This window comes from Streptomyces sp. NRRL F-5135 (genome assembly GCF_000719775.1).
In the GTDB taxonomy this organism is placed as follows: domain Bacteria; phylum Actinomycetota; class Actinomycetes; order Streptomycetales; family Streptomycetaceae; genus Streptomyces; species Streptomyces hebeiensis.
Window position 1 is genome coordinate 144,780 of sequence record NZ_JOHR01000003.1, and the last position, 24,172, is coordinate 168,951.

Consider the following 24,172-nt stretch of genomic DNA (forward strand, 5'->3'; position numbering starts at 1 on the left):
GCGCCGCCCGGTGGGGATCAAGGACGTGGCCGGCGCGGCCGGGGTGTCGGTGGGGACCGTGTCGAACGTGATCAACCGCCCGGAAACCGTCACGGAGGAGACCCGTCGGCGCGTCCTCACCGCCATCGACCGGCTCGGCTACGTCCGCAGCGAGTCCGCGCGTCAGCTGCGGGCCGGCCGCAGCCGGATCCTGGCCATGCTCGTGCTCGACATGGCCAATCCCTTCTTCGTGGCGGTGGCCTCGGGAGCGGAGCGCTCCGCACGCGCCGCCGGGCTCGGCGTGATGCTCTGCAACAGCGCCGAGAGCCCCGCCGAGGAGGCCGCCTACCTCACCATGTTCTCCGAGCAGCAGGTACGGGGCGTCCTGGTCACACCCGCCGACCTGAGCGGGGGCAATCTCGACGCGTTCCGGCGCCACGGCATCCCCTTCGTGCTGGTGGACCGGATCGTGCCCAGCGCGCACGGTTGCTCGGTCTCCGTGGACGACGTGGCCGGCGGCGCCCTCGCCGTACGCCATCTGCTGGGCCGAGGACACCGCGACATCGCGTACGTCAGCGGCCCGATGCACCTCGCGCAGTGCCGGAACCGCCGGGAGGGCGCGGAGCTGGCCCTCGCGGAGGCGGGGCTGCCGCCCGGTGCGCTGCGCCATGTGGAGGCGGCCCGCCTCGACGTCGCGGCGGGCCGCGACGCCGGCGCCCGGCTGCTCGGTATGGCCTCCCGGCCGGGCGCGGTGTTCTGCGCCAACGACCTGCTCGCGCTTGGAGTGCTCCAGACCTTCTACCACGCCGGCGTCCGGGTGCCCGAGGACGTCGCGCTCGCCGGCTACGACGACATCGAGTTCGCCTCGGCCGCCGCCGTGCCGCTGACCTCGGTGCGCCAGCCGGCCTTCCGGCTCGGGGCCGCCGCGGCGGACCTGCTGATCGAGGAGACCGGCGACGCGGCCCATGCGCACGAGCACCGGCGCATCGTGCTCCAGCCGGAGCTGGTGGTACGGGGCTCCACCCTGTCCCGCCCGCGCCCCTGAGCCCCTGAGCCCCGGAGCCCCTGAGCGCCGTCCGACGGCCGCCGCCCCGTCCGGCGGGTGACCGTCGGACGGCACCCACCTCGGGACTCTCCCTCGTCAACCGGCCTTCCCGACATGCCCGATGAGCCCGGTCCCCGTAATCTGAGTGCGCCGGACGGCGGTTCCGGCCGGTGACAGCACCGTGCCGCGCAAGGACGGCGCCCGCCTCGCGTCCTGCCGCGCCGCGTGCCGAGGAACAGGGAAGACAGGCGATGGACAAGCGTGGTCCGAGCGGTACCGGGCGGGCGGCGACCGGCAGAAGGCTGCACCACGTCTTCGAGGCGGCGTGCGACCGTACCCCGGACGCGACGGCGCTGGAGTGCGGGCAGCGGACGCTGACCTACGCGGAACTCGACGCACGCGCCAACCAACTCGCCCACCACCTGCGCGCTCTGGGCATCGGCCCCGGATCCCGGGTCGGGATCCTGCTGCCGCGCTCGCTGGAGACCTATGTGTCCCTGCTCGCGGTGGGCAAGGCCGGGGCCGCGTTCGTCCCCGTGGACCCGGCGGCGCCGCCTGACCGCGTCTCCTACATCCTTCAGGACGCCGGTGCCGACGCCGTACTGACCCTGTCCGGACTGGCCCGGGGCGCACCGGGTCGCTTCCCCGGGCGGACGGAGCTGGACACGCACGCGCGGGACATCGCCGTACGGCCCGTCACCCGCCCGGAACCCGGCACGGCCGCGCACGGTCCCCTCGACGACGACCCGGTCGCCTATGTCATCCACACCTCGGGGTCGAGCGGCAGGCCGAAGGGGGTGGAGATCGCCCAGTCGAGCATCTGCAACTTCCTCGACGTCATCCCCGGCGTGTACGACGTGCGGCCGGAGGACCGGGTGTACCAGGGCATGACGATCTCGTTCGACTTCTCCATCGAGGAGATCTGGCCGACCTGGGCGGTCGGCGCCACGGTCGTGGCCGGCCCGCCCGACGTGGGCCTGCTCGGGGCCGACCTCGGCGACTTCCTGGCGGCCCGGGACATCACGGTCCTCTACTGCGTGCCGACCCTGCTGGAGACGATCCCGCGGGAACTTCCGCGACTGCGCAGCCTGGTGGTCGGTGGCGAGGCGTGCCCGGCGCAGCTCGTGGCGCGCTGGAGCGGACCGGGGCGACGGATGCTCAACACCTACGGCCCGACCGAGACGACCGTCACCGCCACCTGGTCCGAACTGCTGCCGGGCCGTCCCGTGACCATCGGACGCCCGCTGCCCACCTACACGGTGGAACTTCTCGACGCGTCGCTGCGGCCCGTGCCCGACGGCGCGGTGGGGGAGATCTGCGTCGGCGGCCCCGGTGTCGCCCGTGGCTACGTCGGCCTTCCCGCCCTGACCGCCGAACGCTTCGTCGAGCACCCGCTGGCTCCTGGAAACGGCAGGCTCTACCGCACCGGGGACCTCGGCCGCCGCGGGACGGACGGGGAGATCGAGTTCCTGGGCCGGGCCGACGACGAGGTGAAGGTCCGCGGCTACCGGGTCGACCCCGGCGAGATCGACAGTGTGCTGCTGGAGGACCCGGCCGTGGCCGAGGCCGTCACCGTACTTGCCCGTCGGCCCGGCGAGGACGGGGACACCGGCGAACTGGCCGCCTACGTGACACGCGCGCCGGGCAGCGCGGAGGACGAGACGACCCTCCTCGCCAGACTGTACGAACGTCTCGGACGCAGGCTGCCCGCCTACATGGTGCCGTCGTTCCTCGACGTGCTCGACGCCCTGCCCGCCATGCCGAGCGGCAAGGTGGACCGCGGCCGACTGCCTCCGCCGACCGGCCGACGCTCGCCGACCGGTCGACGGGGGACGGTGGCGCCTCCCGTGGACGACCACGAGGCGCGGGTACGCGACGTCTGGGCGGAGGTGCTCGGCATCGAGCCCGCGTCGGTGTCGGTCGAGGCGGACTTCTTCACCGAACTCGGTGGCCACTCCCTGCTCGCGGCCCGGGCCGTATCGGTGCTGCGCGCCCGGGACATCGGCCCCGGTCTGGCGCTGCGCGACCTCTACGCGCGTCCGACCGTACGCGGGCTGGCGGGGCTGGTGCGCGCCCCCGCGGCCACGAACCGGCCCGCGCCGCCGCCCCGGGCCGCGCCCCTCAGGCACACCGCCCGGCGCGTCGCGGCCGCGGGCGCTGCCCAGGCCGCGGTTCTCTACGGGCTGCTCCTGGTCCTCACGCTCCCGGTGTCCGTCGTCTACGGGCGGCACGCGGGCCGGATCTCGGTCGGGTCCGCGGCGCAGGCGACGGCCGGCGTGCTGGCCGGCTACCTGGCCGTGCGCTGGCTCCTGCCCGTGCTGCTCGTCCGTCCCCTGACGGCGGGGGTCGTGCCGGGACGCCACCGGCTGTGGGGCAGGACCTACCTGCGGCTGTGGACGGCGAACCTGCTGCTGGCCCTCAGTCCGCTGCCGATACTCAGCGGCTCCCCCCTGATGGCCGGTTACCTGCGGCTGCTCGGGGCGCGGATCGGACCCCGCACCCTGATCGCCACGCGCAGGATCAGCCTGCCGTGCATGCTGCGCGTCGGCGGGGGCGCCTCGATCGGCTACGACGTCTCCCTGCGCGCGTGGGAGGTGGCGGACGGCTGGGTGACCCTCGCCCCCATCGACATCGGGGCGCACGCCTATGTCGGGGCCAACGCGGTCCTCGAACCGGGCGCGCGGGTGGAGGTGGGGGCCGCGCTCGGCGAACAGTCCGTCCTCGGACAGGGCGAGACGGTACCGGCGGGGGCGCGTTGGGCCGGGTCCCCGCCCGGACCGGTCGACGCTCTCGGCCCCGCGGTGGAGAGCATGCTGCGCTCCCACCGCTCCATCGGCCCGTGGCGGAGCCGGCACCGGGCGGCCGCGCTACTGGGCCTGGTGTGCCTGGAGGGCGCCCCGTTCGCGATGCTCCTGCCGGGTGTCGCGCTCTTCTGGTGGGCGTCGCTGACCTGGGGGGCGTGGGGCGGAATCGCCGCCACCGCACTCGCGGGCCCGGTGTTCGTGGTGACGGCGTGCGCCGTCGTCGCGGTCGGCAAACGGCTGGTCCTGTGGCGGGTGCCGGTCGGTATCCATCCGGCGCGGTCCTCGCTCGGCGTGCGCAAGTGGCTGGTGGACAAGCTGCTGGAGACGAGCCTGCTGTACACCAACTCGCTCTACGCCACTCTGTACACGGTGCCCTGGCTGCGGCTGCTCGGTGCCCGGATCGGCCGGGGAGCCGAGGTCTCCACCGCCGCCCACCTCGACCCCGACCTGCTCACCCTCGGCGAGGGAAGCTTCGTCGCCGACCTGGCCAGCGTCGGCACCGCCACCTTCGCGGCCGGCCAGGTCGCCTTCGGACCCACCGAGGTGGGGCGGCGCGCGTTCGTGGGCAACGCCGCGTTCGTGCCGGCCGGCACGTCGATGGGGCCCGGCTCCCTGGTCGGGGTGGCGACGGTGCCGCCCGGGTCCTGTGTGCCCGAGGACACGACATGGCTGGGCTCGCCCGCGTTGCGCCTGCCGGTCCGCCAGAGCAGCGGGTCGTACCCGGAGCACCTCACGTTCCGGCCGACCCGCGCGGCGGTGCTCCAGCGGCTCGGCATCGAGTTCTTCCGCGTGACGATGCCCGCCTCCGCGCTGGCGACGAGCGCGTGGCTGTATCTGCTGGGACTCTCCGCGCTGGCAGGCTCCCTGGCCCCGCCGGCGGTCGCCCTCCTCTCGCCGGTCCTGACAGCGGGCGCGGCGCTCGCGGTGATCGCGTACTGCGTGGTGCTCAAGCGTGTCGTCATCGGCACCTACCGGCCACGGGTGGAACCGCTGTGGAGCCTGTTCGTGCGGCGTACGGAGTTCATCACGGGCCTGTACGAGGCGGCGGCGGTGCCGGCGGCGCTCTTCTACCTGACCGGCACGCCCCTCCTGCCGGTGGTGCTGCGCCGCTTCGGCGCGCGGATCGGCCGGCGCGTCTGGATCGGCACGACGTATCTCACCGAGTTCGACCTGGTGACCTTGGGCGACGACGCCGCGATCGGCATGGACGCGTCGTTGCAGACGCACCTGTTCGAAGACCGCGTCATGAAGATGTCGGCCGTCACCGTGCGCGCCGGCGCCGGCGTCGGCACCCGCGCGGTGGTGCTGTACGACTCCGTGGTGGAGAGCGGGGCCCGGCTCGGAGCGCTGTCGCTGCTCATGAAGGGGGAGCACCTGGGGCCGGGCACGAGCTGGCGCGGTATCCCCGCAGAGAGCACGGCGGACCGGGCCGTCGAGGAGCCCGCCGCGCTGCCCACCCGGCTGCCGTAGCGCGCCCGTACGCGTCGTGGCGGACGCGGACCGGAACCCGCCGGGCCGGGCGCGGCCGGAAGCGGACATGCTTGGTCTAGACCTTGACAGGTGCATGAGATTTCCGCTTTGGTTCCCTCACCCCCCATGGCGACCACCGGGGCACCGGTGCGTCGCGCGAAGGAGTGAGTCGCTTGAGACAACTGAGACAACGCGTACTGACCCTGTTCACCGTGGTGGCATCGGCCCTCGCCCTCACCGTCCTCCTCCCCGCGTCCTCGGCCTCCGCGGCCGCCTGCGCCGCCGGCTGGAACGCGTCCGCCGTCTACGTGGGCGGCAACAGCGCCTCGTACAACGGCCGCAACTGGCAGGCGAAGTGGTGGACCCAGGGGGAGGCCCCCGGCACCAGCGACGTCTGGGCCGACCAGGGCGCCTGCGACGGCGGGACCGGCGGTGGGAACGGCGGGAGCTGTAATCACCCGGCGTGGGTCGCCGGAAAGTGGTACGTCGCCGGGGACATCGTCAAGTACACCGACGGCAAGTACTACCGCGCCGAGCACGACAACCCGGGCTACGACCCCGTCATCAGCACCTGGTACTGGGAGCCCTACTCCTGCAGTGGCGGTGGCGACAACCCGCCCCCGAGCGGCGGCTTCGTGGTCAGCGAGAGCCAGTTCAACCAGATGTTCCCGAACCGGAATTCCTTCTACACCTACCGCGGCCTGACCGCCGCGCTGAGCGCCTACCCGGGCTTCGCCAACACCGGGAGTGACACGGTCAAGCGGCAGGAGGCCGCGGCCTTCCTGGCCAACGTCGGCCACGAGACCGGCGGACTCGTCCACATCGTCGAGCAGAACACCGCCAACTACCCGCACTACTGCGACGCCAACCAGCCCTTCGGGTGCCCCGCCGGCCAGGCCGCCTACTACGGCCGCGGCCCGATCCAGCTGAGCTGGAACTACAACTACAAGGCGGCGGGCGACGCCCTCGGCATCGACCTGCTGCGCAATCCCAGCCTCGTCCAGACCGACGCGGCCGTCTCCTGGAAGACCGCCCTGTGGTACTGGAACACCCAGCGGGGCCCCGGCACGATGACGCCCCATGACGCCATGGTCAACGGCCGCGGCTTCGGCGAGACCATCCGCAGCATCAACGGTTCCCTCGAGTGCAACGGGGGCAATCCCGGGCAGGTGCAGAGCCGGATCAACAGCTACCAGCGCTTCGTCCAGATCCTGGGGACGACCCCCGGTTCCAACCTGAGCTGCTGAGCGGCCCGGCCGCCGTCGCCCAAGGCTTTCTAGGACGTTCGCTCCGCCGGTCCGGCGACAGGCACATCACTCTTCGGTGTGCCGCCGGACCGGCCCGAGCCCGGCGCCGGCACGGGCACGGGACCGGTGTGAGGATCACCCTCGTGCCGGACCCGTGCCCGGGCGAGTTCGGCGTTGAACTGGGCACCGGCCAGCAGCGACAGGTTGGTGACCCACAGCCAGACGAGAAAGACGATGACTCCGGCGAGCGACCCGTAGAGCCGGCTGTACGTACCGGCGTGCGCCGTGTAGAAGGTGAAACCCGCCGACGTCAGCAGCCACAGCGCCACCGCCAGCACACCGCCCGGCAGTGCCCGGCGCAACCGGCGCGTCCCGGGCGGGCCGGTACGGAACACGATCAGCACGAGCACCGCGGCGAGCCCCAGCAACAGCGGCCACTTCAGCCCCTTCCACACGAGGGACACGGTGGACCCCATCCCGAGGGCCTTCCCCAGCGCGCTCGCGGCCTCCGAGGTCAGGACGAGCGTGAAGGCACTGGTCACCAGGAGCGCCAGCAGCGCGCAGGCGGCGAGCGCGATCCGCGGCACCGTGCGCCACGGCGGACGGTGATCGACCGCGCCGTGCATGGCGTGCAGCCCGCGCCGGAACACCCCGAGATAGCTGGACGAGGACCACACCGCGCCCGCCGTCCCGAAGGACACCAGAAGCCAGGCCGCCGACCGCTGGTCCGCCATCTCCGCCAGCGTGCTGTGCACCAGCGCCCGCGACTCACCCGGTACGAGAGCCGCCACCTGGCCCACCAGCTTCCCGCTCGCGCCGGGCCCGGCGAGGCCGATGCAGCAGACCGTGACCAGCAGCGCCGGGAAGATCGCCAGCACCGCGTAGTACGTGAGGGCCGCGGCCCGGTCCGCCGCGTCGTCCCGCCACAGGGCCACCGGAGTCCGCAGCAGCGCACCGGACAGCCGGCTCCGGTGCCGCCGTACGTCCGGACCCCGCTCGGCGGGCTCCCCTCCGCGGGACCGCGACGGCCCCCCACGCCCGTGTTCCTCGGCGGACACGCTGCCTCCCGCGTCATGTACGACCTCTTGCGACCAGGGCCTACCTTGCCTCATCCCGCTCTCGGACCCGTGACCCGCACCGCCGCACCGCACTCCCGCCGGGCCCACGGGCCGCCCCGGGAGCCGACAGGACGGGTCCGCCGACGCGCACGGCCCGGTACGTGCGACGGCCCCCCGCGCGGTCGCGGGGGGCCGTCAATTCGCCGGTGTCACAAGGCCCGGGGCCGTGCGCCGAGGACCGGGGGTCAGCCGCTGAAGCCGCCCATGTGGTGGGCACCCTTGTGGTGTCCCTGCTTGTGGTGGCCGCCCTTGTGGTGCTTGATTTCCTTCTTCGAGACGTTGGCGCACTGGTTGCCGAACGCCGGGTTGAGGATCCCGACCACGTTGATGGTGTTGCCGCAGACGTTGACCGGGATGTGGATGGGCAGCTGGATGACGTTGCCGGACACGACACCCGGCGAGCCGATGGCCGCGGCGTCGGCCTCGGAGTCGGCGACAGCCAGGCCGGCGCCGCTGGCCAGCACCGCTCCCGTGCCGACGAGTACAGCGGTTGCCTTCGCGATACGCGACATCAAGTTTCTCCTTGAACGTGTGAAGCACGGCCGCACGGTGAGCGGCCTTCGCACGTTCAACGCCGCTACCCGCGGTCGGTAACGGACAACTTGGCGGAAATAACCGAATTGCCCGGACGGCCACCGGAACAGCGCAGTGGCGGCCGGCGAACGACCCGTACGGGTCCGGACACCGCGTGTTCCCCGTGCCGTCGCCGCGGCCCCCTGGTTCATTGGCGCGGGCACGGCGATGCTGACGGCAGCAGACAGAACCGACGCGCGTGAATCCACCGTCCTCCAGGAGTAGTTGTGGGCCCAGGTACCGCCAAGCGGTCCGCCGTGCTGTTCGCGGCGGTGACCGTCCTGACGGCGGGGGCGGCAGTGCCCTCCGCCGCCGACTCGAACCCCGACCCCCGCCCCCGTACCGCAGCCGAGATACTGCGGCCGATCGCGCCGCCCCCGGCCGGCGCGCCGCCCACGGACCCGAGAACGCCCGCGGACGCGAGAGCCGGAGCGGCCCCCGGCAGCGCGGTGGACGCCGACGGCATCGAGACCGCGCGCACCTCACGTCCCGTCGCCCCCGGCGTACGCCTCACCTCCTACGACCGCCTCGAACCCGCCGGGTGGCTGCGCGTCGACGCGCTCTCCGTCGACCTCGCGGCCGGCGGCACGAGGGCCGACTACCTCTCCTCGGGCCGGGTCAGCGACCGCCGTACGGTCTCCGAACTCGCCGCACAGCACGACCCGGGCCCCGGCCGCCGTACCGTCGCCGCCGTCAACGGGGACTTCTTCGACATCAACGAGACGGGCGCGCCCCAGGGCCCGGGTGTCGCGAACGGCGAGGTCGTCCACTCTCCGCAGACCGGCGCCCATCGGGCCGTCGGCATCGGTCCGGAGGCGGCGGGGCGCATCCTGGAGCTCTATTTCGACGGCACCGTGACCCTTCCCTCGGGGACGCGGACGCTGGCCGCCTACAACGCGGCGAACGTGCCCGCCGGCGGCATCGGCGCCTATACGGCGGCCTGGGGCACGGCCGACCGCGCACTCACCGTGGACCGGGCCACCCCCGTCGCCGAAGTGGCCGTACGGGACGGGAAGGTCACCTCCGTCGCCGACCGCCCGGGCAGCGGCCCCGTCGCGGCCGGCAGCACCGTCCTGGTCGGCCGCGAGGCCGGCGCCGAAGCGCTCGCCGCACTGCGGCCGGGGGACCCCGTGAGCCTCGCCTACCGGCCGCGCGCCGACGGCGGACCCGTGCCGAGGACCGCCGTCGGCGGCCGGGAACTGCTCGTCGTCGACGGTGTGGCGCAGAACCACGACGGCGAGGGCAACAACACCGCGGCACCCCGCACGGCCGTCGGCTTCTCCCGCGACGGGTCCGCCATGCAGGTGATCACCGTCGACGGCCGGCAGGCCGACAGCGGGGGAGTCACCCTCACCCGGCTCGGCGCGATGATGCGTCAGGCCGGTGCCCACAACGCGCTCAACCTCGACGGCGGCGGCTCCTCCACCCTGGTCGCCCGGATGCCCGGCAGCGACACCCTCACGGTGGAGAACAGCCCGTCCGACGGCAGCGAACGGGCCGTCCCCAACGGCCTCGCCCTCACCGTGCCCGACGGCAGCGGACGCCTCACCGGCTACTGGGTCCGGACCCGGACGCCCGCCGCCGACGCCCCGACCGCCGATCCCGTCAAGGGCGGCCACCCCGACCGGGTCTTCCCCGGGCTGACCCGCCGCCTCACCGCCGCCGGACACGACGAGACCTACGGGCCGGCCGCCGGCTCCCCGCACTGGCGGTCCCTGCGGCCCTCGGTGGGACGGGTCGACCGCGACGGGCTGTTCACCGCGCTCCACAGCGGTACCACCGAAGTGCGCGCGGAACGCGGCCGGGCCGCCGGCGGCACCGTGCTGACCGTCCTCGGCGCCCTCGACCGCCTGCAGCCGACCACTCGCCGCCTCGGGCTCGCCGACGCCGCGTCCACCGGCACCTTCGGCCTCGTCGGGCTGGACGCCCAGGGCGCCGGCGCGCCCGTCGAACCCCGGGACGTGCGGCTCGGTTACGACCGCTCGCTGTTCACGGTCACCGACGACGGCCGGGGATCGTTCACCGTGACGTCCCGGACGGAGGGCGCCGCGGGCCGGATCACCGCCACCGTCCGCGGTGTCACCACCGCCCTCGCCGTCACCGTCGGCCTGGAGGAGCGCGCGGTCACCGGTCTCGACGACGCCGCGGCATGGACCTTCGGCCAGGCCCGCGCGGGCGGTTCCCTCTCCGCCACCCCCGACGGCCGCACCGGCACCGGGCTCGCCCTCACCTATGACTTCACCCGGTCCACCGCCACCCGGGCGGCCTATGCCACCCCGCCCGCGCGGATCCCGGTCGCCGGGCAGCCGCGGTCCTTCAAACTCTGGATCAAGGGCGACGGCCAGGGCGCCTGGCCGACCCTTCACCTCAAGGACGCCGCCGGATCGGACCAGTTGCTGCGCGGCCCCTACCTCACCTGGACCGGCTGGCGGCAGGTCACCTTCGACGTGCCGCCGGGGGCCGCCGCGCCCCTCGGCGTGCACCGCTTCTATCTCGCGGAGACCGCCGCGGCCAAGCAGTACACGGGCGGGATCGTCATCGACGAGCTGACCGCGCAGGTGCCGCCGACGGTCGACCTGCCCGATCAGGCCCGCCCCGCCGACCCGCTGATCGGCACGGCCGCGCGCGTGCGGGGCCGGGACTGGCGGTTCGCGGTGATGTCCGACGCGCAGTTCGTCGCGCGCGAGCCGGACAGCGCGATCGTGGCGCAGGCCCGCCGCACCCTCCGGGAGATCAAGGCGGCGCGGCCGGACTTCCTGGTCGTCAACGGCGACCTGGTCGACGAGGGCTCCCCCGCGGACCTGGCCTTCGCCCGTACGGTCCTGACCGAGGAACTGGGCGGCGACCTCCCCTGGTACTACGTACCCGGCAACCACGAGGTGATGGGCGGCTCCCTGGCGAACTTCACCGGACAGTTCGGCCCCGCCCACCGCGTCTTCGACCACAGGGGGACCCGTTTCCTCACCCTGGACACCTCGACCCTGAGCCTGCGCGGCGGCGGCCTCGACCAGATCAAGGAACTCCGCAGGGGGCTGGACGAGGCGGCGGACGACGACCGCGTCGGATCGGTGATGCTGATCGAACACGTACCGCCCCGGGACCCGACCGCGCAGAAGGCCAGTGAGCTGAGCGACCGGAAGGAAGCGGCGCTCCTGGAGGGCTGGCTCGCGGACTTCCGCCGCACCACGGGCAAGGGCGCGGCTCTCGTCGGCAGCCACGTGGGCGTGTTCGACGCGGCACGGGTCGACGGGGTGCCGTACCTGGTCAACGGCAACGCGGGCAAGGCTCCGGCCGGGCCGGCGGCCGACGGCGGTTTCACCGGCTGGTCACTGGTCGGGGTGGACGCGGTGAGCCGGGGCGAGCGCGCCGCCGCCGTCCGGCGGCCGTGGCGGGGCGGGCCCGACTGGGTCTCGGTACAGACCAGGGCCCACACCGACGCCCTCGCACTGGACGCGCCGGCGGTCCTGGCGGCGGGCGGGAGCGGGAAGGTCACGGCGACCGTCACGCAGGGAGCCCGGGCGGTCCCGGTCGGCTTCCCGCTGAGCGCCGACTGGACCGGGTCGCCGAACCTGCGCGTCGGTGACCGGCACGGCGCGCGGCCTCGTCATACGGCGGTCTTCGACCCGGCCACGGGCACGCTGACCGCGCTGCGGCCGGGCACGGTCACGCTCGCCGTGACGGTGGGCGGGACGACACGGCGGGCGGAGATCAGGATCGCGGCACCGGCCGGCCGGGCCGTCGCCGCGACTTCGGTAGGAGGGAGCGCGGCCGGATCCGCGACTTCGGTAGGCGCGTTCCCTCCCCATGGCCGCTGGCCGCTCCCGGCGGGCACTTCTTAGCGTGCGGGGGTGAAGACGTTTCTCGGGATCCTCTGTTTCATCCTGCTCTCCCAGGGCGTGGGCGGCCTGCTGCACGAGTGGACCGACGGGTGGTTCGACCTCTGGTCCCTGGTGGCCAGGGTGAGCTTCTTCGACGGTTACGAGGTCTACGTGTGCGCCGTGCTGATCGTGGCCGGTCTGGCGATGGGCGCGGCCACGGGAGCGTCGAAGGAAGGTGATGCCTGACGGCTGACCGCGTGGGCCGGCCGGCCGTCGGCCCACTCGGCTCCCGGCCCGTCACCGGGCCGTCGCGGAGCGGGGGCTCAGCCGACGGGCGCGGGTCGCCGTCCGGTCCACTGCTCGAGCGCCCGGCGCAGGCCGTCGGGGTCGGGTTCGTCGCTCGCCCAGGCGATATGGCCGTCGGGCCTGATCAGCAGGGTCCGCCGACCGTTCCGTGCCGATTCGACCGTCAGGACGTGGTCGTCGGCTCCGTACGGCCCGGGACTGCCGGTCGGCCGTACGAGGACGAACCTGCCCTGGCGCAGCGCCTCGTAGAGCCGTCCGGAGGTCAGCGCCAGGTCGGGCGCGCGCCTGCCCACCAGCGGGTGGGCGCCGCGCGGCCGGGGGTAGGAGATCCCGATGCCCGACACCGTACGGACCGCGCGGTCGGACACCGGACCGACGCGGTTGACCACCTAGGCGGCGGCGCTCCGCAGCGCCCGCAGCGGGGCGTTGCCGGCCAGCGCCAGCCTGAGGAGCGAACCGCTGGTGCGCAGGACCATGGTCCCGACCGGGTGCCGCTCCCGCTCGTAGGTGTCCAGCAACGCCGTCGGCGCGTGGCGGCGGAGCACGGCCGAGAGCTTCCAGCTGAGGTTCGCGGCGTCCTGGAGTCCGGTGTTCATCCCCATGCCGCCGGCGGGGGAGTGGACATGCGCGGCGTCGCCCGCGAGGAAGACCCGGCCCACCCGGTAGTGCGGGGCCTGCCGCTCGTCGCTGTGGAAGCGGGAGATCCAGCGCGGGCTGTGCATGCCGAAGTCGGTACCGAGGGCCAGCCGGGTGAAGTCCCTGACCTCCGCCAGATCCGCGGGCGCGCTGTCGGGGAGCTGGCGGTCGCGGTTCCAGCCCATGACGCGGTACCAGCCGTCGCCGAACGAACCGACCAGCGCGAAGGCGTTGTCGATCGCGTCCAGCTCGAAGGGGGTGGACGGGGGCTCGGCGAGCCGGACGTCGGCCAGCACGATCGAGCGGATCACGGACGTGCCGGGGAAGGGCAGCCCCAGACAGCCGCGGACCGTGCTGTGCACGCCGTCCGCGCCGATCAGATACCGGGCCCGCACGGTACGGGCGGAACCGTCCTCGCGTGCCGCGTCGGACACGGTCGCCCCGGACCGGCCGCGCCCGCCGGGGGCGGGCCGCACGTCCGCCTCGACGCCGCCGCCGTCCTGCCGCAGACCGGTCACCTCCGTGCCGTACCGGAAGGTCACTCCCGCCTCGCGGGCCCTGCGCTCCAGCAGGCGCTCCACCTCGTACTGCCCGATGACCAGGACGTACGGGAAGCGGCTGGCCAGCCGGGTGGGCCGGATCGTGGCATGGCCGAACAGGCGCAGTTCCCGCACGCGATGGCCCCGGCTCACCAGCTCGTCGGCGAGGCCCCGCGCGTCGAGGTACTCCAGGGTGCGGGCGTGGACGACCAGGGCGCGGGTCAGATTGCCGACGCTCGCCGCGCGGCGCTCGACCAGGGTCACGTCGTGCCCGGCCGCGGCCAGGTCTCCGGCGATGAGCAGTCCGGTCGGTCCGGCGCCGACGACCAGGACGTCGGCAGTCCCCTCCGCGCGCGGGACGGAGGGGGGACCGGGTGTCGGGGAGTGGGGCGGGATGGGTGTGCCGGCAGCCATGACGACCTCCCGAAGATGCCGTGCATCAGTAGCCAACGGTTGTTGGCCAACACTCGTTGACAAGCGTAGAGCGGGCGTCTCTGGTGCGTCAACAACCGTTGGCCTACAGTTGTGGGCATGGAACGGGAACCAGCCGGGGCGGACGAGAAGCCGCGGCGTTCGGATGTCACGCGGGCCGCCATCCTCGAGGCCGCCCGCGACCGCTTCGCCGTGGACGGGTACGACCGGGCGACGATCCGCGCCGTGGCGCGCGACGCCCGCATCGACCCCTCGATGGTGATGCGGTACTACGGCAGCAAGGAAGGGCTGTTCGCCGCCGCGTCCGCGATCGATCTGGGGCTCCCCTCCCTGGCGGACACGCCGCGCGAGGAGGCGGGCGCCCGGCTCGTGCGGCACTTCCTGCACCGCTGGGAGGAGGACGGGACGCTGAACGCGCTGGTGCGGGTCGGCGTCACGCATCCCGCGGGCGCCGATCGGATCTATACCGTGTTCCGGGAGCAGTTGACCCCCCTGGTCGCGGCCGTCTGTCCCGATCCGGCCGAGGCGCCGACGCGGGCCGCGCTGCTGGTCTCGCAGGTGCTGGGCATGGCGCTGAACCGTTATGTGCTCAAGCTGCCGCCCGCCGTCGAGATGGGGCACGACGAGATCGTGGCCTGGCTGGCGCCGACAGTGCAGCGCTATCTCACTGCGGCGGGGCCGCGAGTCGGGTAGGCCGCGAGTCGGGTAGGCCGGGCGGCCGAGGCAGGTCAGGTCCCGCGGCCGGCGGCGAAGGCGGAGCGGTGGTCGGCGGCCCAGGAGGCGTAGTCGCGCGCCGGCCTCCCCAGGAGCGTGGCCAGGGTCGGATCCACCTCACCCTTGGCGCCGGCCCGTTGCCGTACCGCGCTCTCCATCAGGGCATCCGCCACCGGGGCCGGATGACGGGTGAGCAACCGGCTCCACGCCTGACCCCACGTCAGCTCCTCGAGGCGCACCGGACGCGCCAGCAGGCGGGAGAGGACGGCGACCTGTTCGACGGGGCTGATGGCAGCGGGTCCGGTCAGGGCAAGGGCCCGGGTCGTCGGTTCACCGTCCGTCAGGCAGAGCGCGGCGGCATCGGCGATGTCGCGCGGATCGACGCTGGCGTTGGGCGAGGACGCGCCGAACACCCGGACCACGCCCTCCTCCCGGACCGAACGGGCCCAGCCCAGTGTGTTGGACATGAAGGCCCGGGGGCGCAGGAAGGTCCAGCCCAGGCCCGAGGAGCGGATGAGCTCCTCGTTGCCGCGCTGCCAGCGGGTGACCAGGTCGGTGGCGTCCGGCTCGTCGACCGCGCGCGCCGAGAGCTTCACCACGTGGCGTACGCCCGCGGCGCGGGCCGCGGCGACGAAGTTCTCGTCGTGCGCGTGGGTCAGCGGGTCGTTCGTGACCAGGAACGCCGCCCGGACCCCGGTCAGGGCCGTGACCAGACTCGCGCGGTCGGTGAAGTCGCCGCCGACGGCCTCCGTCCGCGGTCCGGTGAGCGCGGTGAGACGGCGGGGGTCGCGGGCGAGGAGGCGTACGGGCTCGTCGGTGGCGAGCCGTCGTGCCACCAGCCCGCCGACGGTGCCGGTGACCCCGGTCAGCAGAATCACGCCGGGACCGCCTGGCTCGTCGCCGCGGCGCGTGCGGCGTCCCGGCCGGGCCCGATGCCGGGACAGGGCGGCGTGCCGGGAGCGGCGGGTGCGGGGAGGAGACGCCACCGCGCCCCCGAGACCTGGTGCCCGAGGACGGCACGCCGGGCGGGGGCCCGGGACATCAGCTCGATTCCGGTGAACGCCCGCACCAACAACCCCACCGTCTCGCACGGATTCGTATCCGTCGGCAGCCCACCCTGAGAACCGAGGCCGACAGGAGAAATCTACCGCCCGATCCGGGTGCCGTCGCACTCGTCCGGGCGGAGAGGCCGGTGCGGGCGGAGGGGTCGGCATATCTCGTGGGACGACCGGTCCGGTCGTCGCCTCCGCGGGGACGTTCACCCGTCGGAGGTACGGGATGGAGCCGGACGAGTGAACGTTGTCATGAGGACCGCGTGGCCCGGGGTGCCGGGGGAACGGCGCCGGCGGGGCCGATGGGCGTCGCGTCGCATCGGTTCCTGCGTTCCGCGAACGGTCACCGGATCGCCGCGCACAGACCCCTGAACGGGTGAGGCCGTTCTTGGTCATTCTTACGTTCTGTATCCGTCAGACAAGGATTTGACGGCTCATCTGATGAATGGATTATCAGTCAGCAATGCCTCTCGCACCCCTCTCGACCTGCACAAGTAGGGTTGCGGCGGTGGTTGATCGCCCGTGAGTGTGGGCAGCAGTTTCTGAGCGAACAGACATCAAGAAAGGCGTGTCGTGGCGACTCTGTGTAAACCCGCTGTCTCGGTTCCCGAGCACGTGATCACCATGGAAGACACACTCGCTCTCGCGCGCTCACTGCACGCGGACCATCCACAACTGCCCCTGGCACTGCGGCTGATCTCGAACACCGGCGTAGCGAAGCGGCATATCGTCCAACCCATCGAGCAGACGCTCCAGCACCCGGGCTTCGAGGACCGCAACGTGCTGTACGAGGCCGAGGCGAAGGCGCGGGTGCCCGCTGTGATCAACAGCGCGCTCGACCACGCCGAACTCCGCCCCACGGACATCGACCTGATCGTCTACGTCTCGTGCACCGGCTTCATGATGCCGTCGCTGACGGCCTGGCTGATCAACGAGATGGACTTCCCCAGCCACACCCGGCAGCTCCCGATCGCCCAGCTCGGCTGCGCGGCGGGCGGCGCGGCCATCAACAGGGCGCACGACTTCTGCCAGGCGTACCCCGAGGCCAATGTCCTCATCGTCGCCTGCGAGTTCTGCTCCCTGTGCTACCAGCCGACCGATCTCGGGGTCGGATCGCTGCTGTCCAACGGCCTGTTCGGGGACGCGGTCGCCGCGGCCGTCGTACGCGGTGAGGGCGGCACGGGCATCTCGCTGGAGCGCAACGCGTCGCACCTCGTACCGGACACCACCGACTGGATCGCCTACAGCGTCCGGGCCACCGGGTTCCACTTCCTGCTCGACAAGCGGGTCCCCACCACCATGGAGCCGCTGGCCCCGGCCCTGCGCACCATCGCCGACCAGCACGGCTGGGACGCCACCGGGCTGGACTTCTACATCATCCACGCCGGCGGTCCGCGCATTCTGGACGACCTCAGCCGGTTCCTCGAAGTGCCACCGGACGCCTTCCGGTTCAGCCGGGGCACTCTCACCGAGTACGGCAACATCGCGAGCGCCGTCGTCCTCGACGCCGTCCGAAGACTCTTCGACGAGGGCGCGGTGACGGACGGGGCCCAGGGCATCATCGCCGGATTCGGCCCTGGTATCACCGCCGAGATGGCCCTGGGGCGGTGGACGGCCGGCGGGCCGGGCATCGTACCGGAGCTGATGGAGCCTCATATGCTGGGCGCGCAGGGAACGAACCTCCGCTCCGCGGCCGGGTCCATGCGCTGACGACGGTGAGGACGGGACCGGGTCCCCGGCGCCGGCCGTGACCGGTGTCGCGGGGGCCCTGTCCCGCTCCGCGGGGCCGAAGGTTCCGGTCCCGGCACTGCCGACCCTAGGATCGCCGGGCCCGCGGCCCCCGAACTCGACTGCCTGGAGCAAACCGGATGACCCAGCTGACACGGACGGAGGGGCTGATCGTCCCGCCGGGCGGAGGCACCACCGTCCGTACCCCGGCCCAGCAGGTGACCTTCAAGGTCACCGGCGAGCACTCGACGGTGTCCTCGAGTTTCGAGGTCGTCGTGCCGCCCGGATTCGACGTCGGCGCCCACCGGCACGCGCACAGCGAGGAACTGTTCTACATCCTCGACGGTGAACTCGACGTCCTCGCCTTCGAGCCGCGCGTACGCACGGAGGACTGGCGGCACTGGGAGTCAGAGTCCGGCCTGACGGCGGTCAGGGCCACGCCCGGCACGGTCATCGTCGTCCCGCCCGGCTGCCCGCACGCCTTCGCCAACCGGGCGGACGCGCCGGCCCGGATGTTCTTCCAGTCGTCCCCGCCCTCCGACCACGAACGTTACTTCGAGGAACTGCTCGACATCCTCAAGGACGGGGCCACACCCGACCCCGAGGCCATCGCCGACCTGCGCCTCCGCTACGACATCGAGCAGATCACCCCGCTCCGCCACAAGCCCTGAGCGCGTGCCCCTCACCACCCGTCTCACTCGTACGAGGGTCTGACACCGCGTGAACCCGGTGTCAGACGGACCGTGGACACATGGACAACACATCGGCACTCGGGCACCCGCCGCCCCACGGGCCGCGGGACCGCCGGCGGATCGTCGCGATCGCGCTCGGCATGGTCACGCTGACGGCCGGCTGGCCGCTGATCGGCCTGGCCCTGTCGGACCGGGAGCCGGTCCGGCCGGGCACGGTGCTGTGGCTCGGACCCGGTCGGCAGAGCGCGGCGCTGCGGATCGTCGGCGACGGCTGGCAGGTGCGCAAGGCCGAGAGCGACCCCGACGTGTCGTACGCCCTTTCGCTCGACGGCGTCGATCTGGTGGCGAGGTACGTCGCACTCGCCTCCCGCACCGGCGCCCGACGCCTGTGGGCGGGCCTGGGCAGGGTGCAGTCCGTCGCCGACCAGGACAGCCGCCTGGGCGGACCACGACCGGTCACCAGCAGCGGGGGCGCGAGCGGACTGACGGGGGCGCTGGCCCGGGACGGCCGCGCCGGGACGGCAACCCTCTGGCTGCCGCCCGGCGCGAGCTACGCCGTCGAGGTCACCGTACTGGCGAAACCGGGCGCCGGCCCGCGCGCGAGAGCGGACGCCTCGGCGACGGCCCGGAGCGTCGCCTTCCTCGGGGGAGGGTCATGACCGGCCCCGCCCTGCCCGCCGCGTACACGGCCGTGCGCCGGTCCTGGCGGCAAAGACCGGCTCGCTGGCTCGGCGGTGGACTGTGTCTGCTCGGAGCCCTGCTGACGCTCGCCGAGTTCGCCGCCGTCATCCGGGTCTTCTCCGGCCCCGCGTCGCTCGCCCTCCTGCTGCTGCTGTTCACCGTGGGCATCGGCGTCGCCGTCCTCGGCCGGGTGCGCCCCTTCCGGCCGCCACCGCGGGCCTGGGCCTGGAGCGGGGTCGCCTGGGGGGCCACCGCCGCGGCCGGCTGCGCGATCGTCGCCAACACCGGACTCCAGGGCATCTGGGCCAAGACCGCCGGCATCGCGTTCGCCTCACGGTGGGCGGCCGCCCTCACCGCCCCCTTGAACGAGGAACTGTTCAAACTCGCCGGCGTCGCGCTCATCGCGCTCGGCGCCCGGAGCCGCGTACGCGGGCCCCTTGACGGGTTCTTCCTGGGCGCGTTCACCGGACTGGGGTTCCAGGTGGTGGAGAACTGGACCTACGCGATGAACTCCGTTCTGATGGGCGGTGGGGTGGACGGCTCCGCCGATGTCCTCAGGTCCTTCCTCACCCGCGTCCTGGTGACGGGCCTCGGCACCCACTGGGCTCTGAGCGCGGTCGCCGGGACGGCGGTCGGCATCCTGCTCGCGCACGACGACCGCCGTCGGCGCGCCGGACCGGCCGTGCTCTGCGTCCTGACGGCCATGGGCATGCACGCGCTGTTCGACGCCCCCGTCCTCACCTCGGCCACCGGGATCGTCGCCAAGGTGGCCCTGAACTTCCTGATCGCCGCCGGGTTCTACCTCACTCTCCGGCACCGGGCCCGGCGGCGGGCGCGCGTGTTCCTGCGCTCCCCCCGGACGGACCTCTCCCTCACGCTGCTCACCCGCCGCTCCCGGCGCCGCGCCCTGCGGACACTGCCCCCGGCGCGCCGCCCGGCCGCCGAACGGCGCGCACAGAGCTACCTGGACCTCGTCGAGGAGGTGGCCGCGGACAGTACGCGCGGGCCGGCCTGACCGGCCCGGGGCCCGGCACGCCCGAAGCCATGTTCGTCAACGCGCCCTGGTAGACGTCGCGTTGACCTGCACCGCGGCACCGCTGACCAGTTCGTGGGCACACCATGGGCGCACGAGCCCGCACGGCTAGTGTGTGCGCACCGTGTGCGTGTCCACGCACCGAGCGACGTGAAGAAAGGACCCCCGCCATGGCGGCAGCTACCGCGGACCGTCCCCCGCACGCCCGGCCCGGTCCCCGCGCCCTGTTGGCCGAGGGAAAGCGCTCGTACTCCTTCGAGTTCTTCCCGCCGAAGACCGACGCCGGGGAGCGCACGCTCTGGAACGCGATCCGCCGTATCGAAGCGCTGGCGCCGACCTTCGTCTCCGTGACCTACGGGGCCGGCGGCTCGTCACGGGACCGGACGATCGAGGTCACCAAGCGCATCGCCGCCGAGACCACGCTGCGCCCCGTGGCGCACCTGACCGCCGTGGGCCACTCCGTGGCGGAACTGCGGCACATCATCGGCCAGTACGCGGACGCGGGCATCCGGGACGTCCTCGCCCTGCGCGGTGACCCGCCCGGCGACCCGCGCGGCGAGTGGGTCCGCCACCCGGAGGGGTTCGCGCAGGCCGGTGAACTCGTCACCCTCATCAGGGACCTGGGGGACTTCACGGTCGGGGTGGCCGCGTTCCCCGAGCGGCACCCGCGTTCGCCCGACTGGGAGAGCGACATCCGCCACTTCGTCGCCAAATGCAGGGCGGGCGCCGACTACGCCATCACCCAGATGTTCTTCCACGTGGAGGACTACCTCCGCCTGCGTGACCGGATCGAGGCGGCGGGGTGTACGACTCCGATCATCCCGGAGATCATGCCGGCCACCGACGCACGGCAGATCCGCCGCTTCGCCGAACTCAGCGACGCCCGCTTCCCCCCGGAGCTGGCCCGGCGCCTGGAAGCGGCCGCGGGGCGGCCGGAGGAGGGCCATCGGATCGGTGTCGAGTACGCGACCGTGATGGCCGAACGACTGCTCGCCGAGGGCGCGCCCGGCCTGCACTACATCACGCTCAACCGCTCCACGGCCACGATGGAGATCCACCAGAACCTGGGAGTGAGCACGGACGACGACCGGCCGCTGGCCGCCACGTCCGGCTGACACTCCTGACACCCCTGGCACGCCGGTGGAAAAAGACCGCCGGCCCCGGCCGTGTCCGTCGAGGACACGACCGGGGCCGGCGGCCGGAACCGCCCCGGCCCACGCAGGGGCCGGGGCGTCGCGCGGGAGCGGTCCGTACGGAGCGGGCGTGCGACGCGCGTGACGACCGCGACCGTACGGGCCGGCCGGCCCGGGCCGGTTCGCGGTCAGCTCACGGGCGTCGCCGGCGTCGCGGCGGCACCGTCGGCGTCCCCGCCGGCTCCGTCGGACGTCCCGCGCTCCTGGGCGAGCCGCTCCATGCCGCTCGTCGTCTTGAGGGGCTTCTCCTTGATGAAGAGGACCGCGACCAGCGCGAGAGCGGCGAACGGCGTGGCGACCAGGAACAGCTCCGCCGTGGCCACCCCGTACGCGTTCTGCACCAGTTCGCGCACCGGCTCGGGCAGCGTGGAGATGTCCGGTATCTTCCCCTCGCCGGAACCGCCGCCCTCGCCCTGGCCGGCTCCGCCCATGCCCTTGGCCAGCTCGGAGCTGACCCGGTTGGCGAGCACGGCCCCCAGGACGCTCGTGCCGATCGTGCCGCCCATGCTGCGGAAGAACGACAGCACGGACGTGGCCGCGCCGAGTTCCGCCGCGGGGACGTCGTTCTGGGCCGCGAGGACCAGGTTCTGCATCAGCATGCCGACACCGATGCCGAGGACGGCCATGTACAGGCTCAGCAGTCCGAAGCCGGTGTCGGAGCCGATGGTGGACAGCAGTGCCAGACCCGCCGTCATGACCACGGCGCCCGCGACCAGATAGATCTTCCACTTGCCGGTGGCGCTGATGATCTGACCCGCGACCGTGGAGGACACCAGCAGGCCCAGGATCATCGGCAGACCCATCAGGCCCGCGACGGTCGGGCTCTTGCCCTGGGAGATCTGGAAGTACTGGGACAGGAAGACCGTGCCGCCGAACATGGCCACACCGACCAGCAGGCTCGCCACCGTGGTCAGGGTGATCGTGCGGTTGCGGAAGATGTCCAGCGGAATGATCGGCTCGGGCGCCCGGGACTCGACGAAGACCGCGGCCAGCAGCAGCACCGCCCCCGTCGTGGTGAGGGCGGCCGTCTGCCAGGACGCCCAGTCGAACTCGTTGCCCGCCAGGGACGTCCAGATCAGCAGTGCGCTGATACCCGCGACGATCAGGAACGCGCCCAGGTAGTCGATCTTCACCTCACGGCGGACCGTGGGCAGGCGCAGCGTGCGCTGGAGGATCAGGATCGCGGCGAGCGCGAACGGCACGCCGATGAAGAAGCACCAGCGCCACCCCAGCCACGACGTGTCCACCAGCACACCGCCGACCAGCGGGCCCGCGACCGTGCCGACGGCGAAGACGGCGCCGAAGATCCCGGAGAACTTGCCCAGCCGCCGCGGCGGGACGACCGCGGCCATGACGACCTGCACCAGGGCGGTCAGACCGCCCGCGCCGATGCCCTGGACGACACGGCTGAAGATGAGCAGCCCGGCGCCCTGCGAGAAGCCGGCGAGGAGCGATCCCACGACGAACATGGCGAGCGAGAGCTGGAGCAGCAGCTTCTTGTTGTAGAGGTCGGAGAGCTTGCCCCACAGCGGGACGGTCGCCGTCATGGCGAGCAGCTCCGAGGTGACGACCCAGGTGTACGAGGACTGGCTGGCGCCGAGGTCGGTGATGATGCGGGGCAGCGCGTTGGCCACCACCGTGCCGGCCAGGATGGCGACGAACATGCCCGCCATCAGACCCGACATGACTTGGAGTATCTGCCGGTCGGTCATGGAGGTCGGCGCCTGGTCAGGCGCCTGCGTTGTACTCAAGGTGTCCTTCTTGAATCCTTGGATGGTCGGTCGCCGGGCTGTGGTTGCGGCAGCCCGGCGGCCAGCTGATCGAAGACGTCGTGGAAGATTTCGAGGAACGCCGCGGGACTCGGCGTTTCCGCCTGGGCCTGGGCGCACCAGTGCTCGGCGGAGACCCGTACGGCCGTGTTGGCGACGGACGCCAGCAGCTTCGGGTAGAGGTCCAGGTGTGAGGTGTCGGGGAACGGCCCCGGAGCGGGGCGCTCCGCGCACGGTGGCCGGCGCCGCCCAGTCGGGGGCACTGTCGGGGTGGCCGCCCCGGCGCGTCCGGCGATGGCCCCGGCGAGCGCGATCTCGTCGGCGATGTGCGCGCCCATGCCGCGGACCAGCAGGTGAGGCGAGCGCTGGAGCACCGTGGCCCGCAGCCGCCAGATCTCCTGCTGCTCCTCCACGTTCATCAACTCGGCGGCGAACGCCTCGCGCACCACCTCGAGCGGGGGCCGGCCGGCCGGCGCCTCGCGCACGGCACGCCGTACCCGCTCCCCGACATCCCGGTCGATCATGACGAATGCGTCGTCATGGGTGTCGAAGTAGTTGAAGAATGTACGTGGCGAAACCCCCGCGGCTTCGCTGATCGCCTCGACGGTGACATTCTCCGCGCCGTGCTCGGCCGCCAGCCGCACGGCCGCCTCGGCCAGGGCCCTGCGGGTCGCCCGCTTCTTGCGCTCGCGCAGTCCCAGGACCGTGCCTTCCGTTCTCACGAGATGCAGAGTATGCAAAAGTGCAGGATCCGCAAAATTCTTTACGGGCGTCACTCGTCCGGCGCTGCCCGGGCTGATCATTTCGCGCCGTACGGGGCTGCACGACCGACGGTTGCGCGCCTGTGCGCACCCCCGTTGGCGGTAATTGGTACGAACGGGTGATCGTGGCCCTCGGTCATGGGCCGATTACGCGCCACAGACGCAAGAGTTGGCTGTTTCTGTGGCTGGATCGCTTCGCGCACGGTAGCGTCGTGATCAGCTGTCGTGGTTCCGAAGTACCGCTCGCCCGTGACGTGCCGTCACGGGCGTTTGTGCTGTTCAGCGTCTGTCGGGGACCAGGGCGATCACCTCCGGTGCCCGTGTGGTGCGGGCGCCGTCATGTGTCCCTCGGAACGGAGACTGAGCAATGGCCAGTGGAACGGTGAAGTGGTTCAACTCGGAGAAGGGGTTCGGATTCATCGCACAGGACGGCGGTGGTCCCGATGTCTTCGCACACTACTCGAACATCTCGATGTCCGGCTTCCGTGAGCTCTCGGAGGGCCAGAAGGTGACCTTCGACGTCACCCAGGGCGCCAAGGGCCCGCAGGCGGAGAACATCCTCCCCTCCTGACCCGCGTGGCC

17 protein-coding genes and 1 pseudogene are annotated in these 24,172 nt (G+C 72.8%); 12 read left to right on the plus strand and 6 right to left on the minus strand.

Going from position 1 to position 24,172, the window contains the following annotated elements; translation table 11 throughout:
- The first annotated feature begins 10 nt into the window (after positions 1 to 10).
- From IG02_RS0105995 to IG02_RS0106005, 3 genes are all read left to right on the plus strand, one after another.
- Positions 11 to 1,024, plus strand: coding sequence for a LacI family DNA-binding transcriptional regulator (locus IG02_RS0105995; RefSeq protein ID WP_420707725.1), 1,014 nt, complete (start codon positions 11 to 13; stop codon positions 1,022 to 1,024).
- Positions 1,025 to 1,275: 251 nt separating this feature from the next.
- A complete protein-coding gene (locus IG02_RS0106000; protein ID WP_030742673.1) occupies positions 1,276 to 5,298 on the plus strand; it encodes a Pls/PosA family non-ribosomal peptide synthetase in 4,023 nt (1,340 codons plus the stop codon).
- Between the two features lie 182 nt (positions 5,299 to 5,480).
- Positions 5,481 to 6,545, plus strand: coding sequence for a glycoside hydrolase family 19 protein (locus IG02_RS0106005; protein WP_037802446.1), 1,065 nt, complete (start codon positions 5,481 to 5,483; stop codon positions 6,543 to 6,545).
- 29 nt (positions 6,546 to 6,574) lie between these two features.
- Here the strand turns inward: IG02_RS0106005 and IG02_RS0106010 are convergent, their stop codons facing one another.
- On the minus strand, positions 6,575 to 7,603 hold the full coding sequence (locus tag IG02_RS0106010) for a YihY/virulence factor BrkB family protein (protein ID WP_063756732.1): 1,029 nt from the start codon (positions 7,601 to 7,603) through the stop codon (positions 6,575 to 6,577).
- 245 nt (positions 7,604 to 7,848) lie between these two features.
- On the minus strand, positions 7,849 to 8,175 hold the full coding sequence (locus IG02_RS0106015; protein ID WP_051764530.1) for a chaplin: 327 nt from the start codon (positions 8,173 to 8,175) through the stop codon (positions 7,849 to 7,851).
- Positions 8,176 to 8,463: 288 nt separating this feature from the next.
- Between IG02_RS0106015 and IG02_RS0106020 the strand changes: the two genes are divergently transcribed.
- Together IG02_RS0106020 and IG02_RS0106025 are read left to right on the plus strand one after the other, a co-directional pair.
- Entirely contained in the window at positions 8,464 to 12,075 is a 3,612-nt protein-coding gene (locus IG02_RS0106020; RefSeq protein ID WP_234314620.1) for a phosphodiester glycosidase family protein, read from the plus strand.
- A 9-nt stretch (positions 12,076 to 12,084) separates the two neighbouring features.
- Positions 12,085 to 12,300: a hypothetical protein gene (locus IG02_RS0106025; RefSeq protein ID WP_030742678.1), complete on the plus strand. Its 216-nt coding sequence runs from the start codon at positions 12,085 to 12,087 to the stop codon at positions 12,298 to 12,300.
- A gap of 77 nt (positions 12,301 to 12,377) precedes the next feature.
- On the opposite strand, the pseudogene IG02_RS35990 reads toward IG02_RS0106025, so the two are convergent.
- Positions 12,378 to 13,949 (minus strand): annotated as a pseudogene (locus IG02_RS35990) (FAD-dependent monooxygenase).
- A 117-nt stretch (positions 13,950 to 14,066) separates the two neighbouring features.
- Here IG02_RS35990 and IG02_RS0106035 point away from each other — a divergent pair.
- A complete protein-coding gene (locus IG02_RS0106035) occupies positions 14,067 to 14,660 on the plus strand; it encodes a TetR family transcriptional regulator (RefSeq protein ID WP_030742679.1) in 594 nt (197 codons plus the stop codon).
- A gap of 35 nt (positions 14,661 to 14,695) precedes the next feature.
- Here the strand turns inward: IG02_RS0106035 and IG02_RS0106040 are convergent, their stop codons facing one another.
- A complete protein-coding gene (locus tag IG02_RS0106040; protein ID WP_030742680.1) occupies positions 14,696 to 15,559 on the minus strand; it encodes an NAD(P)H-binding protein in 864 nt (287 codons plus the stop codon).
- 747 nt (positions 15,560 to 16,306) lie between these two features.
- On the opposite strand from IG02_RS0106040, the gene IG02_RS0106050 reads away from it, so the two are divergent.
- The 5 genes from IG02_RS0106050 (at position 16,307) to metF (ending at position 20,982) form a co-directional block, all read left to right on the plus strand.
- Positions 16,307 to 17,443 (plus strand): type III polyketide synthase, encoded by a 1,137-nt coding sequence (locus IG02_RS0106050; protein ID WP_078854241.1) that lies wholly within the window; start codon positions 16,307 to 16,309, stop codon positions 17,441 to 17,443.
- A 158-nt stretch (positions 17,444 to 17,601) separates the two neighbouring features.
- A complete protein-coding gene (locus tag IG02_RS0106055; protein ID WP_030742686.1) occupies positions 17,602 to 18,132 on the plus strand; it encodes a cupin domain-containing protein in 531 nt (176 codons plus the stop codon).
- 80 nt (positions 18,133 to 18,212) lie between these two features.
- Positions 18,213 to 18,812: a hypothetical protein gene (locus IG02_RS35995; protein ID WP_051764536.1), complete on the plus strand. Its 600-nt coding sequence runs from the start codon at positions 18,213 to 18,215 to the stop codon at positions 18,810 to 18,812.
- Positions 18,809 to 19,849, plus strand: coding sequence for a PrsW family intramembrane metalloprotease (locus IG02_RS0106065; protein ID WP_051764541.1), 1,041 nt, complete (start codon positions 18,809 to 18,811; stop codon positions 19,847 to 19,849). Before IG02_RS35995 ends, IG02_RS0106065 begins: the two co-directional genes overlap by 4 nt.
- 188 nt (positions 19,850 to 20,037) lie before the next feature.
- Positions 20,038 to 20,982, plus strand: a complete 945-nt coding sequence (metF, locus tag IG02_RS0106070; protein WP_078854242.1) for a methylenetetrahydrofolate reductase [NAD(P)H] — start codon at positions 20,038 to 20,040, stop codon at positions 20,980 to 20,982.
- Positions 20,983 to 21,188: 206 nt separating this feature from the next.
- Here the strand turns inward: metF and IG02_RS0106075 are convergent, their stop codons facing one another.
- A complete protein-coding gene (locus IG02_RS0106075; RefSeq protein ID WP_030742697.1) occupies positions 21,189 to 22,811 on the minus strand; it encodes an MDR family MFS transporter in 1,623 nt (540 codons plus the stop codon).
- Positions 22,808 to 23,560, minus strand: coding sequence for a TetR/AcrR family transcriptional regulator (locus IG02_RS0106080; RefSeq protein WP_051764599.1), 753 nt, complete (start codon positions 23,558 to 23,560; stop codon positions 22,808 to 22,810). The genes IG02_RS0106075 and IG02_RS0106080 overlap by 4 nt, the downstream gene beginning before the upstream one ends.
- Before the next feature lie 397 nt (positions 23,561 to 23,957).
- Between IG02_RS0106080 and IG02_RS0106085 the strand changes: the two genes are divergently transcribed.
- Positions 23,958 to 24,161 (plus strand): cold-shock protein, encoded by a 204-nt coding sequence (locus IG02_RS0106085; protein ID WP_030742703.1) that lies wholly within the window; start codon positions 23,958 to 23,960, stop codon positions 24,159 to 24,161.
- The last annotated feature ends 11 nt before the right edge of the window (positions 24,162 to 24,172 follow it).